The sequence below is a fragment of the Caballeronia sp. LZ028 genome, from assembly GCF_031451415.1.
Taxonomy (GTDB): domain Bacteria; phylum Pseudomonadota; class Gammaproteobacteria; order Burkholderiales; family Burkholderiaceae; genus Caballeronia; species Caballeronia zhejiangensis.
Window position 1 is genome coordinate 708353 of sequence record NZ_JARUXN010000001.1, and the last position, 12890, is coordinate 721242.

Genomic DNA, 12890 nt, shown 5'->3' on the forward strand with positions numbered 1-12890 from the left:
TCGGGCAGGTATGACGATGAAAACCGAAGAGCGCAGCGCGGTGTTCGCGCTGCTCGACGATTGCGATGCGACCGCCGAAAGGCGGTCGAGTCGTTTGTACACAGACTTCGTGCGCGAACGCGTGTGCGTGAACGCGCGCGATCTCGATGCCGTTTGCGCCGAAATCGAGCGCGATCTGCAGAGCGGCCTGCATGCGCTTGTCGTCGCGGATTACGAGTTCGGACGCAATCTCCAGTTCGGTGAAATCGGGCGTGGTGAAGATCAGGCGCTTCGCGTGCTGATGTTTCGCTCGTGCGTGTTTCTGTCGCGTAAGGAAGTGAGCGCCTGGCTCGCCGATGACGACGTTGCAGGCGTCGCGGGCATTGCGCCGAGCGTCACCCGCGACGAGTTCGACAAGGCCATCGCCACGGTTCAGGAGGCGTTGAAGGAAGGCGAGTCGTATCAGATCAACTACACGTATCGGCTGAATTTCGATGTATTCGGCACGCCGCTCGCGCTGTATCGGCGATTGCGCGAGCGGCAAGCCGTGCATTTCGGCGCGTTCATCGCGTTGCCGGACGGCAGGTCGGTCGTGTCGTGCTCGCCGGAATTGTTCGTCGAGAAACATGGCGATCTGTTGCGCGCGCGGCCGATGAAAGGCACCGCGCCGCGGGATGCCGATCCCGAATCGCTGCGCCTCGACCCGAAGAATCGCGCCGAGAACGTGATGATCGTCGACTTGTTGCGCAACGACATGTCGCGCGTGGCGGTCACGGGTTCGGTCAACGTACCCGCGCTGTTCTCGGTCGAGCCGTACGCATCGGTGTGGCAGATGACGTCGACGATCGAAGCGCGCGTCATACCCGGCACGTCGTTCGCGGACATCGTGCGCGCGCTCTTTCCGTGCGGCTCGATTACCGGCGCGCCGAAGTATCGGACGATGCAACTGATCGACGAAATCGAGAGCACGCCGCGCGGGCTTTACACCGGCGCGATCGGCTGGCTCGATGCGAGCGGCGACTTCTGCATGTCGGTGGCGATTCGTACGCTCGTCGTCGATGCGGCCGCGCGGCGCGGCGTGCTCGGCATCGGCGCGGGCATCGTGCTCGATAGTGTCGCCGCCGACGAATACGAGGAGTGTCTGTTGAAAGCGCGTTTTCTGACGGGCGCGGATCCCGGCTTCGAACTGTTCGAGACGACATACGCGACACGCGATGAAGGCGTGCGCCATTACGCGCGCCACGTCGCGCGGTTGAAGGCGAGCGCGGCGTATCTCGGTTTCACGTTCGACGAAGCTTCGTTGCATGAGCAGACCGCGCAACATATCGCGGACTTCGAAGGCCAGAAACCGTATCGAATGCGTATCGCGCTGGCCAAGAGCGGGCGCATCACGATGACGAGCGCGCCGCTTGCGCCGTTGCCATCGGATACGGTGAACGTGCTGCTCGCTTCGGAGCGCGGATTCGCGCCGCAAAGCTCGGCCGATCCGCTGCTCAGACACAAGACGACGCGTCGCGCGGATTACGATCGTGCGTGGAAAGCCGCCGAAGCCGAAGGCGCGTTCGACATGTTGTTCGTCAACGAGCGCGGCGAGTTGACCGAGGGCGGCCGCTCGAGCGTGTTCGTGAAGCTCGACGGCGAGTGGTTCACGCCGCCCATCGATGCCGGCGTGCTGCCGGGCGTGATGCGCGCGGTGTTGATGGAAGAACTCGGCGCGCGCGAACGCGCGCTTACGCCGAACGAACTCGACAACGCGCAGAGCCTGCTGATCAGCAACGCCCTGCGCGGCGCGGTCGAAGCGCGCCTCAAGCGTTAGCCAGAATCACCACTCGGCGACGCTGCCATCCGCGTGACGCCACACCGGATTGCGCCAGCGATGGCCGACCTTCGCCATTTCGCGCACTTTCTCCTCGTTCACCTCGATTCCCAAGCCCGGCCCTTGCGGAATCGACACCATCCCGTCTTCGTACTTGAAGACTTCCGGATTCCTGATGTAATCGAGCAGGTCATTGCCCTTGTTGTAGTGAATGCCGAGGCTCTGTTCCTGGATGAACGCGTTATAGCTGACCGCATCGATCTGCAGACAGGTTGCGAGCGCGATCGGACCGAGCGGGCAGTGCAGCGCGAGCGCGACATCGTAGGCTTCGGCCATCGTCGCGATCTTGCGGCATTCGGTGAGACCGCCCGCGTGCGACGCGTCCGGCTGAATGATGTCGACGTAACCGCCCGCCAGAATGTGCTTGAAATCCCAGCGCGAGTAGAGCCGCTCGCCGAGCGCGATCGGCGTGCTTGTCTGGTTGACGATATCGCGCAGCGCCTCGACGTTTTCCGAAAGCACCGGCTCTTCGATGAACATCAGCTTGAACGGATCGAGCTCCTTCGCGAGCACTTTTGCCATCGGCTTGTGCACGCGTCCGTGAAAGTCGACGCCGATGCCCACGTTCGGCCCGACCGCTTCGCGCACCGCTTGCACGTTGTCGATCACGCCCTGAACCTTGTCGAAGGTATCGATGATCTGCAGCTCTTCCGAGCCGTTCATCTTCACGGCCTTGAAGCCGCGCTCGACCACCGCCCGCGCGTTGTTCGCGACGTCGCTCGGACGGTCGCCGCCGATCCACGAATACACCTTGATCTTGTCGCGCACCTGGCCGCCGAGCAGCGCGTGCACCGGCACGCCGTGATGCTTGCCGAGAATGTCCCACAATGCCTGATCGACGCCCGCGATCGCGCTCATGCCGATCGGGCCGCCGCGATAGAAGCCCGCGCGGTACATGACCTGCCACAAGTCTTCGACATGGCGCGGGTCCTTGCCGACGAGATAGTCGGCGAGTTCATCGACGGCTGCGGCGACCGTATGCGCGCGGCCTTCCACAACCGGCTCGCCCCAGCCCGTGATGCCCTCGTCGGTTTCGATCTTGAGGAAGCACCAGCGCGGCGGAACGATGAAGGTCTCGAGTTTCGTGATTTTCATTGAGCGTCTCCTGAAGGGTTTTACATGGTAGCAAAAAGGCGATGTCTGGGCATATTAATAGTATTATTCGCGTAAAGATTGGGACTTACGAAACATCAGTCGAATGCCCGATAATCGTGCTCAAAATATGAAGGGAGACCATCATTTACCGCGATCTGCATGGCCGTGTGACGCATGAACTGGGCATGGCGATCCTGCGCGGCGACTTTGCGCCGGGTTCGCCATTGCCGCGCGAAGCGGAACTGATGGAGCGCTTCGGCGTGAGCCGCACGGTGTTGCGCGAGTCGTTGCGCACGCTGACATCGAAAGGATTGATCGAGTCGCGGCCGAAAGTCGGTACGCGCGTGCGCGCGCAAGACGCGTGGAATCTGCTCGATGCCGACATGCTCGACTGGTACTCGCGCGTCGCGCCGCCGCTGCAATTCGCACTCAAGCTTCAGGAAATGCGCGAGATGATCGAGCCGTACGCCGCCGCGCTCGCCGCCGACAACCACGAAGAACGCACGCGCGAACGACTCACGCGCGCGCATCAGGCGATGGCGGACGCGCAGAACGTCGATGAATGGGTGCGCGCCGATCTCGACTTCCATCTGGGCGTGCTCGCCGCGTGCAGCAACGAATTGCTGATTCCGCTCGGCGCGCTGATCGAGCGCACGCTCGAAGGCCAGTTGCGCCTGAACGCGAAGCGCGCCGACGTCTACAACGCGTCGCTCGCGGAACATACGGCGGTTTTCGAAGCGATCATCGCGCGCGATTCGAACGGCGCGCGCCGCGCGATGGCCGGTCTGCTTGGTGTGACACGCGGCCGGATTGAGGGCTAGAACGCGTTCAGCGGAATCTTCAGATAGGTCGTGCCGTTGCTCGCCGCGTCGGGAAAGTGGCCCGCGCGGATATTGACCTGAATGGCGGGCAAGATGAGCGTCGGCATGCCGAGCGTCGCGTCGCGCGCCTCGCGCATCGCGACGAACTCGTCCTCGGTCTTGCCGCCGCCGACGTGGATGTTCTTCTCACGCTGCTCGCGCACCGTGGCTTGCCATTGCGGAGCGCGCGTCTCCGGCGGATAGTCGTGACACACGAAAAGCCGCGTGTCGGGATCGAGCGCGAGCAGGCGCTGAATCGATCGATACATCGCGCGGGCGTCGCCGCCCGGGAAATCGCAGCGCGCGGTGCCCAAGTCCGGCATGAAGAGCGTGTCGCCGACGAACACCGCATCGCCGACGCGATACGCCATGTCGGCGGGCGTATGTCCCGGCACGAAGAGCGCGGTTGCTTCGAGCGCGCCGATCATGAACCGCTCGCCGTCGGCGAACAGATGATCGAACTGCGAGCCGTCGAGCTGGAACTCGGGTTCGAGATCGAAGATCTTCTTGAACACGCCCTGCACCGTGCGTATCGACTCGCCAATTCCGATCTTCCCGCCGAGCGTGCGTTTCAGATACGGCGCCGCCGAGAGATGATCGGCGTGCGCGTGCGTCTCCAGAATCCATTCGACGGAAAGCCGCTGGTCCCGCACGAACGCGACGACCGCATCGGCGGAATTCGTCGATGTGCGCGCGGCTTTGGGATCGTAGTCGAGCACCGGATCGACGATAGCCGCGGCGGAGCCGGGCGCTTCGTAGACGACGTACGTCATCGTGCCGGTGTTGATGTCGAAGAAGGGCTGAATGATCGCTTGCACGTTGATTCCCCCGGTGCGTCACGCGATCCTGTGCTTTTGCGGCCCGGATGGATTGGGCGTGTTTGTCAGGATCGCGATACAGTGTAACCCTTTGCGCCGGGCATCGATGCGCCGGCCGTCGTCTTCGCGAAAGCTCCATCGAGAGGTTTGAATGCCGCACGTCCCGACCGCGCTCGCGTCGTCCTGGGGCGCGTGGGCCGTGTTCGTCAGCGTCCTCGCGACGCAGCTCGGCGTGCCGGTCCCCGCCGCGCCGATGCTCATTCTCGCCGGCACGCTCGTCGCCGCCGGCAACGTGCCGTTCTGGCAAATGCTGGTGGCCGCAGTGCTCGCGGTGCTCATCGCCGATTCCTTGTGGTTCACCGCGGGCCGTCTCTACGGCCGCACCTTTCTCAATTCGCTCGTGCGCTTCTCACTGTCGATCGATACCACGCTGCGCACCGCGCGCCGATGGTTCGAGCGCTTCGGCGTGCCGCTGCTCGCGCTGTCGAAGTTCGTGCCGGGGCTCGGGCTGGTGTCGGCGCCGCTGCTCGGCACCACGCAGATCGAAGTGCGCGTCTTCGTGTTGTGGGATCTGATCGGCGCGACGGCGTGGGCGAGCTTCTGGATGCTCGGCGGCGCGGCGCTCGAGGCGCAGATCGGCCGGCTCATCGAACTGGTGCGCGCGAACGGCACGACGCTGATCGACGTGCTCGTGATCATCGCGCTCGGCTTCGTGCTGTATCGATGGATCCGGCGCGAGCAGTTTCGTCAGTGGCTCGCGAAGTATCACATCACGCCCGATCAGCTCGACGCGATGATGCACTCCGACACGCCACCCGTGATCTACGACGCGCGTCCGGCGGACATTCGCCGTCGCGAGCCGTATCGCATCGCGGGCGCGATCGCGCTCGATCTCGATTCGCCGGATCGCGTCGATCAGTTGTATGCGGAGCACGAGGTCGTCGTGTATTGCGTGTGTCCGAACGAGGCGACGGCGAAGACCATCGCGCGTCAATTGCGGGCGAAGGGCTTCAGACACGTGCGGCCGCTGAAGGGCGGGCTCGATGCGTGGGAAAAGCACGGCTATCCGACCGAGCCGATTCCGCCCGAGCACTTGCGCGCGCCCGCCGATCACGACGACATCGATCACGATATGGTGACGATCCGCGCGACCGCGCCGGAATGAGCCGACCCTAGCTGCGGCGCGCCGGCCGGTTCACGAGCGCGATGCCCGCGAGGACCATCGCGGCGGCGACCATGAAGCGCGCGGTGAAATGCTCGCCGAGCAAGAGCACGCCGAAGGTGACGCCGAAGATCGGCGTGAGAAACGAGAACACGGAAAGCCGCGACGCCATGTAGCGCGTGAGCAGCCAGAACCACGTCAGATAGCTGATGAACGCGACGACGATCGCCTGATACGCGAGACTCGCGATCGCTATGGGCGACACGGCTTCGACGTGCGTCTGCCCGATGCCCGCCGCGAGCACGAGCAGCAGAACCGCCGATACCGCCAGCTGATAGAACAGCGTCTTGCTCGCGCTCGCATGGGAGAGCGCGGACGCGCGCACGACGACCGTCGTCGCGGCCCAGAAGATGCCGGCCATGATGCCGAGCGCATCGCCAGCGATGCCTTGCAACGTCGATGCGCTATTCGGATTGCCGTGCAGAAAGCCGTCCGCGAACGCGAGCGCGATGCCGCAGAACGCGAGCACGATGCCGCTCCACTGCGTGCGCGAAAGCCGCTCGCCCGCGACGAACCAGTGCAGCCCGAGCGCGGTGAAACAGGGCGCGGTGTAGAGAAACACGGCCATGCGTGTGGCCGTCGTGAGACTCAGGCCGAAGAAGATGCAGACGAATTCGCCGCCGAACAGCACGCCCGCGAGCAGTCCGGCGGGCAGCGTGTCGTCGCGCTGAAAGAGCGGCACGCCGCGCGTGCGCGTCCAGACCCATACGAGCAATGTCGCGATCAGCGAGCGGATGCCGGCCTGCAGCATCGGCGGAATCGAGGCGTTGGCTTCCTTGATCGCGACTTGCTGGAATCCCCACGCGCCGCAGAGGGCGATCATCACGATGACGGCGGTGGCGTCGGGGGCGCGGCGCAGGGAGAGGGATGGCGAGCTCATCGGCTGTCGGTTAAGCGTGCACTGATCTGGAGCGTCGATTGTGCCAGCGAACCGCTGCGATGAACGAAAGGTCGGGACGAGCCCGTGGAGATTGCGCGCCGCGACGAGCGTGCGGCGCGCGCTTTGAAAGCGTGGATTGAGCGCGGTTCAGGAATGCTTTTCGATCAGTTCGACCTTGTAGCCGTCCGGATCTTCGACGAACGCGATCACCGTCGTGCCGCCCTTCACCGGACCGGCTTCGCGCGTCACCTTGCCGCCCGCCTGACGGATGCGCTCGCACGCATCGGCGGCGTTATCGACTTCGAGCGCGATATGACCGTAAGCCGTGCCGAGATCGTACTTGTCGGTGCCCCAGTTGTAGGTCAGTTCAAGCACGCTGTTCTCGCTTTCCGGGCCGTAGCCGACGAACGCGAGCGTGTACTTGTACTCGGTGTTTTCGCTTTGACGCAGCACATGCATGCCGAGAATGCGCGTGTAGAAATCGATGGAACGCTGCAGGTCGCCGACGCGCAGCATCGTGTGGAGGAGTCGCATGGTGGGATTCCTGTTTGTAGGTTTGCGGGGACAGGAATGAAATTGTACCGTCGGCGCTTTTTACGCGCTGACCGCGCTCACAGTGCCGGCAGCAAGTCCGGCGGATGATGCTTGAGCGTATGCCGCGCCTCGCGGAACTCGGGGAAGATCGATTCCACCGTCTGCCAGAAACGCGGGCTGTGATTCATCTCGCGCAGATGCGCCAGCTCGTGCGCGACGACGTAATCGATGATCGACATCGGAAAATGGATGAGCCGCCAGTTGAGGCGAATCTTGCCGTCGCTGGAGCAACTGCCCCAGCGCGTCGCCGCCGACGACAGCGCATACGCGCGGTACTCGACGCCGAGCTTCGCCGCATAGACCGCGAGCCGCGCACCGAAGATGCGCTTCGCTTCGCTTTGCAGCCAGCCTTGCACGCGATCCTTGATCTGCTGCGCGTCGGCGGATGCTGGCAGCGGAAGCGTGAGCACGCTGGTTTCGTCATCGAACGAAAGCGCGCTCGCAGAGTTGAGCGACACGCTGATCGTCTTGCCGAGAAACGGAAACTGCGCGCCGTCCTTCCATTCGATGCGCGGCAGCGCGCGCTGCTCCACGCGCGTCTGCCATTCGGTGAGCTTCCTGACGATCCAGTTCTGCTTGTCGAGAATCGCGCTTTCGATATCGGCGATCGTCACCCAGCGCGGCGCGGTGATCGCGAGCCCGGTTCCGTCGATGCAAAAGCCGATCGTGCGCCGCGACGAACGACGCAACCGGTATTCGAGCGCGCCCGCTTTGAGCACGATGCGACGCAGGCGCACGCCATCGGGCAGCGGTGCGGTGGGCGCGTTCGGTGCAGCGGGCGTGAGGACGGGAACGGGATCGGCGGGGGGAACATCGCCGCGCAGCGGAGCCGGTCCGTTCGCGGGCGGCGCGCCGGAGTAAGCCGGCGCATGCTCGAACGGCAGATCGAGTTGCAGGGTATCGAGCGCGACGGCGGGGCGCTGTCGCGAAGGGGCTTTCTGCATCGGCTCCGCTTTGCGCTCACGGCGCAGGAATGACGAGAAGAAAGAGTAGGGCACGCCTCGGCTCGAATCGACCGCCGCCGCGTCAGCGGCCCGCGCCCGCAGCGCCGGCTTTGGCCGGCTGCGCGTTCGACACGGCGTAAGCGTGCGGATCGATGCGGCGCATTTCCGTCTCGATCCAGCTTTCGACGCGCGCGTTCACTTCCTCGGGCGTGAGACCGGCCGTATCGATCGGCTTGCCGACCGACACCGTGACTATACCCGGATATTTGATGAACGAATTGCGTGGCCACACGTGACCGGCGTTGTGCGCGATGGGCACGACCGGCGCGCCGGTTGCAACCGCGAAGCGTGCGCCGCCGGTCTTGTACTTGCCCTGGCTGCCGACGCGTGTGCGCGTGCCTTCGGGGAACATGATGATCCACGCGCCTTCGTCCATGCGCGCGCGGCCTTGCCTGGTGACGGAGACGAAGGCGTCGCGGCCCTGCTTGCGATCGATGTGCACCATCTTCAGGAGTCCGAGCGCCCAGCCGAAGAACGGCACATAGAGCAGCTCGCGCTTGAACACGTAGCAGAGCGGCCGCGGCATCAGCGCGGGAAACGCGAGCGTCTCCCATGCGGACTGATGCTTCGACAGCAGCACGGCCGGACCATTCGGCAGGTTCTCCATGCCTTCGATCGTGTAGCGAATGCCGATCAGATGCCGCAGCACGACGATCGTCGACTTGCACCAGCCGGCGGCCATCCAGTAGCGCTTGTCGGCGCGCATGAACGGAAACGCGATGAAGCAGGCGATCGCGTACGGCACCGTGTACACGACGAAGTAAAGCATCAACAGCAACGAACGGATGAAGCGCATGGAATGTCTGTTACTGAGCCGCGGCGCGATCCTGATGCCGCGCGAGGAAATCGAGCGCGAATGCGCGCAAGTCCTTGTGAACGAGGGTGCCTTCGGGCAACTGGCCTTCCTTGAGCGTCTTTTCGCCTTTGCCGGTCAGCACGAGATGCGTGGGAAAGCCGAGCGCCGCGCCCGCCTGGAGATCGCGCAATGAATCGCCGACGACCGGCGTATCTTCCGGATCGATCTCGAAGCGGTCGATGATCTGTTGCAGCATGCCGGGCCGGGGCTTTCTGCAATCGCACTGATCTTCGGCCGTGTGCGGGCAGAAAAACACCGCGTCGATGCGCCCGCCGACGGCCGCGACCGCGCGATTCATCTTCTGATGCATTGCGTTGAGTGCGGCCATGTCGAATAGACCGCGCCCGATGCCCGACTGATTCGACGCGATCGCCACGCGATAGCCCGACTGGTTCAGCCGCGCGATCGCTTCGAGACTGCCGGGAATGGCGACCCATTCGTCCGGCGACTTGATGAAGGCATCCGAATCGACGTTGATGACGCCGTCGCGATCGAGGATGACCAGTTTGCGGTTCATGACCATGGGCGGCGTTTCTTAAGCAGCGAGCTTCGAGATGTCGGCGACGCAGTTCATCTGCTGATGCAGCGCGTTGAGCAGCGCAAGACGATTGTTGCGCAGCGCCGGGTCTTCCGCGTTCACCATCACGTCGTTGAAGAACGTATCGACGGATTCGCGCAACGCGGCGAGCGCGGTGAGCGCCTCCGTATAGTTGCGCGCGGCGAGCTGGCTTTGCACGCGCGGCGTCACTTGCTCGATCTGCGCGTACAGATCCTTCTCGGCCGCTTCGACGAGCAGTTCCTTGTTGACCACCGAAGGCGCGCCTTGCTCCGACTTCTTCAGAATGTTCGAGATGCGCTTGTTGGCCGCCGCGAGCGCCGCGGCTTCCGGCAGCGCCGCGAATTCGCGCACGGCGTCGAGGCGCGCGACGATGTCGTCGAGGCGCGTCGGGTTCAGGCTCAGGACCGCTTCGATATCGTTCGCTTCGAAGCCGCGCTCGCGCAACAGTCCGCGCAGACGATCGAGGAAGAAGGCGTAGACCGCTTCGGTCGAATCGGCGACTTGCGGCATGCCCGCGAACTGACGTTGCGCCGCGCCGACGAGATCGCGCAGATCGACCGGCAGCTTCTTTTCGAGCAGGATGCGCAGCACGCCCAGCGCGTGACGGCGCAGCGCGAACGGATCTTTCTCGCCCGTCGGCGCGAGCCCGATGCCCCAGATGCCGACGATCGTTTCGAGCTTGTCCGCGAGCGCGACCGCGGCACCGACGCCCGTCGACGGCGTTTCGTCGCCCGAGAAGCGCGGCTGATAATGCTCCGAGCACGCGAGCGCGACTTCTTCCGGCTCGCCGTCGTGACGCGCGTAGTACGTGCCCATCGTGCCTTGCAGCTCGGGGAATTCACCGACCATGTCGGTCAGCAGATCCGCCTTCGCGAGACGCGCGGCGTGGCGCGTCAGCGCGGGATCGACCCCGACCATCGGCGCGATTTCGCCCGCGAGCGCTTCGAGACGCTCGACGCGCTGCAGCGTCGAGCCGAGCTTGTTGTGATAGACGACGTTCGCGAGCAGCGGCACGCGATCTTCGAGGCGCTTCTTCTTGTCCTGCGTAAAGAAGAACTTTGCGTCGGCGAGGCGCGGGCGCACGACGCGCTCGTTGCCTTCGACGATCTCGCCGGGCGTCTTCGTATCGATATTCGACACGATCAGAAAACGCGAGCGCAGCTTGCCGTTCTGGTCCGTGAGCGCGAAGTATTTCTGGTTCGTCTGCATCGTGAGGATCAGGCATTCCTGCGGCACCTGCAGGAATTCCTCGTCGAAGCGGCATTCGTAGACGACCGGCCATTCGACGAGCGCGTTCACTTCGTCGAGCAGCGCTTCGGGCATCACGACGCGATCTTCGCCCGCAAACGCCTGCAGTTGCGTGCGGATCGATTCGCGGCGATCGTCGAAGTTCGCGACGACGCGGCCTTTGTCGAGCAGGGTGTCGGCGTAGTCGTCGGCATGAGCGATCGCGACGAAGCCTTCCGACATGAAGCGATGCCCGATGGTCGTATCGCCCGCATCGACGCCAAGCGCGCTGACCGGCACGACGTCGCGGCCGTGCATCGCGATCAGGCGCTGCACCGGACGCACGAACTGCACGCTGGTGCCGTCCGGACGCTGATACGTCATGACCTTCGGAATGGGCAGCTTGCCGAGGGTTTCGTCGAGCGCGGCTTGCAGGCCGTCGGCGAGCGTCGCGCCGGGCGCGGCGTAGCGCAGGAAGAAGGCTTCGGCCTTGCCGTCCTGCGCGCGTTCGAGTTCGGCGATGGGAAAGTCGGGGAAGCCGAGCGCCGCGAGTTTCTTCGCGAGCGGCGGCGTGGGGTTGCCTTCCTTATCGAGCGCGACCGTTACCGGCAAGACTTTCTCGCGCACCTGCTTTTCCGGCGCGACATCGCGCACATTGCGGATGAGCACGGCGAGGCGGCGCGGCGTCGCGTACTTTTCGAACGAAGGCGCGCCGTCGATGAGATCGCGCGCGGCGAGACGCTCGACGATGCCATCGGCGAAAGCGGTGCCGAGACGCGCAAGCGCTTTCGGCGGCAGTTCTTCGGTGAGCAGCTCGACGAGGAGCGAAGCGTGGTTGGATTGCGTCATTGTTCTAGCGAGCCTCGTCAAGCCTGTTCGTTGTTGCTGGGTTCGCCCGGCGGCGTGCTTTCCACCTTGAGCGGCGGCGCCCATGCCGGACGCTGCGCTTCCTGCTCGTCGCTGACGAGATCGCGATCGCCCTTGACCGGATTGCCGAGCATCGGGAAGCCGAGCGCTTCGCGCGAATCGTAATAAGCCTGCGCCACGAGGCGCGACAACGCACGGATGCGGCCGATATACGCCGCGCGCTCAGTCACGGAAATGGCGCCGCGCGCATCGAGCAGATTGAACGTATGGCCGGCCTTCAGCACGAGCTCATACGCGGGTAGCGCGAGCTTCGCATCGATCATCTTCTTCGCTTCTTCTTCGTAGCTCTTGAAGAACGTGAACAGCAGATCGACGTTCGCGTGCTCGAAGTTGTACGTGGACTGCTCGACCTCGTTCTGGTGATACACGTCGCCGTAGGTGAGGCGGCGCAGTTCGCGGCCGTTCGGGCCGTCTTCTTCCCATTCGGTCCAGATGAGGTCGTACACGTTCTCGACCTTCTGCAGGTACATGGCGAGGCGTTCGAGACCGTAGGTGATTTCGCCGAGCACGGGCTTGCAGTCGATGCCGCCCGCTTGCTGGAAGTACGTGAACTGCGTCACTTCCATGCCGTTGAGCCACACTTCCCAGCCGAGTCCCCAGGCGCCGAGCGTCGGGTTCTCCCAGTCGTCCTCGACGAAGCGCACGTCGTTCTGCTTCAGATCGAAGCCGAGCGCTTCGAGCGAGCCGAGGTACAAATCGAGGATGTTTTCCGGCGCGGGCTTCAGCACGACCTGATACTGATAGTAGTGCTGCAGGCGGTTGGGATTCTCGCCATAGCGGCCGTCCTTCGGGCGGCGCGACGGTTGAACGTAGGCCGCGCGCCACGGCTCCGGGCCGATCGCGCGCAGGAACGTGTGGACGTGCGAGGTGCCTGCGCCGACTTCCATGTCGATCGGCTGGAGGAGCGCGCAGCCCTTTTCGTTCCAGTAGGACTGCAGCGTCAGAATGATTTGCTGGAAAGTGAGCATGATTGCCTTTTGCGGGCGAACGCGG

Annotated in this window: 12 protein-coding genes; 3 read left to right on the forward strand and 9 right to left on the reverse strand. The window is 64.2% G+C overall.

Going from position 1 to position 12890, the window contains the following annotated elements:
* The first annotated feature begins 16 nt into the window (after window positions 1-16).
* Entirely contained in the window at window positions 17-1795 is a 1779-nt protein-coding gene (pabB, locus tag QCE58_RS03365; protein WP_409014091.1) for an aminodeoxychorismate synthase component I, read from the forward strand.
* Between the two features lie 6 nt (window positions 1796-1801).
* Here pabB and dgoD read toward each other — a convergent pair whose 3' ends face one another.
* On the reverse strand, window positions 1802-2950 hold the full coding sequence (gene dgoD / locus QCE58_RS03370; RefSeq protein ID WP_244807694.1) for a galactonate dehydratase: 1149 nt from the start codon (window positions 2948-2950) through the stop codon (window positions 1802-1804).
* 140 nt (window positions 2951-3090) lie between these two features.
* On the opposite strand from dgoD, the gene QCE58_RS03375 reads away from it, so the two are divergent.
* Window positions 3091-3771: a FadR/GntR family transcriptional regulator gene (locus QCE58_RS03375; protein WP_033536533.1), complete on the forward strand. Its 681-nt coding sequence runs from the start codon at window positions 3091-3093 to the stop codon at window positions 3769-3771.
* Here the strand turns inward: QCE58_RS03375 and QCE58_RS03380 are convergent.
* Window positions 3768-4628 (reverse strand): MBL fold metallo-hydrolase, encoded by an 861-nt coding sequence (locus QCE58_RS03380; RefSeq protein WP_250433721.1) that lies wholly within the window; start codon window positions 4626-4628, stop codon window positions 3768-3770. The genes QCE58_RS03375 and QCE58_RS03380 overlap by 4 nt on opposite strands.
* A gap of 151 nt (window positions 4629-4779) precedes the next feature.
* Here QCE58_RS03380 and QCE58_RS03385 point away from each other — a divergent pair, with 151 nt between their 5' ends.
* A complete protein-coding gene (locus QCE58_RS03385; protein WP_008351458.1) occupies window positions 4780-5793 on the forward strand; it encodes a DedA family protein/thiosulfate sulfurtransferase GlpE in 1014 nt (337 codons plus the stop codon).
* A 7-nt stretch (window positions 5794-5800) separates the two neighbouring features.
* Here QCE58_RS03385 and QCE58_RS03390 read toward each other — a convergent pair whose 3' ends face one another.
* The 7 genes from QCE58_RS03390 to glyQ all read right to left on the reverse strand — a co-directional run bounded on the left by QCE58_RS03390 (window position 5801) and on the right by glyQ (window position 12865).
* Complete coding sequence (locus QCE58_RS03390) at window positions 5801-6730, reverse strand: DMT family transporter (protein ID WP_008351457.1); 930 nt, start codon at window positions 6728-6730, stop codon at window positions 5801-5803.
* Between the two features lie 147 nt (window positions 6731-6877).
* Window positions 6878-7264 (reverse strand): lactoylglutathione lyase, encoded by a 387-nt coding sequence (gene gloA / locus QCE58_RS03395; protein ID WP_008351454.1) that lies wholly within the window; start codon window positions 7262-7264, stop codon window positions 6878-6880.
* Window positions 7265-7341: 77 nt separating this feature from the next.
* Window positions 7342-8268, reverse strand: coding sequence for a M48 family metallopeptidase (locus QCE58_RS03400; RefSeq protein ID WP_034470804.1), 927 nt, complete (start codon window positions 8266-8268; stop codon window positions 7342-7344).
* Between the two features lie 82 nt (window positions 8269-8350).
* Window positions 8351-9124 (reverse strand): 1-acyl-sn-glycerol-3-phosphate acyltransferase, encoded by a 774-nt coding sequence (locus tag QCE58_RS03405; RefSeq protein ID WP_244807695.1) that lies wholly within the window; start codon window positions 9122-9124, stop codon window positions 8351-8353.
* Between the two features lie 10 nt (window positions 9125-9134).
* The gene (gene gmhB, locus QCE58_RS03410; RefSeq protein ID WP_008351447.1) at window positions 9135-9707 is read right to left on the reverse strand and encodes a D-glycero-beta-D-manno-heptose 1,7-bisphosphate 7-phosphatase; all 573 of its coding nucleotides are present in this window, start codon (window positions 9705-9707) and stop codon (window positions 9135-9137) included.
* Between the two features lie 12 nt (window positions 9708-9719).
* Window positions 9720-11819 carry a glycine--tRNA ligase subunit beta gene (gene glyS, locus QCE58_RS03415; protein ID WP_250520934.1) on the reverse strand — a complete coding sequence of 700 codons (2100 nt, stop codon included), beginning with the start codon at window positions 11817-11819 and terminating at the stop codon, window positions 9720-9722.
* 17 nt (window positions 11820-11836) lie between these two features.
* Window positions 11837-12865: a glycine--tRNA ligase subunit alpha gene (glyQ, locus tag QCE58_RS03420; RefSeq protein ID WP_075583488.1), complete on the reverse strand. Its 1029-nt coding sequence runs from the start codon at window positions 12863-12865 to the stop codon at window positions 11837-11839.
* Between the last annotated feature and the right edge of the window lie 25 nt (window positions 12866-12890).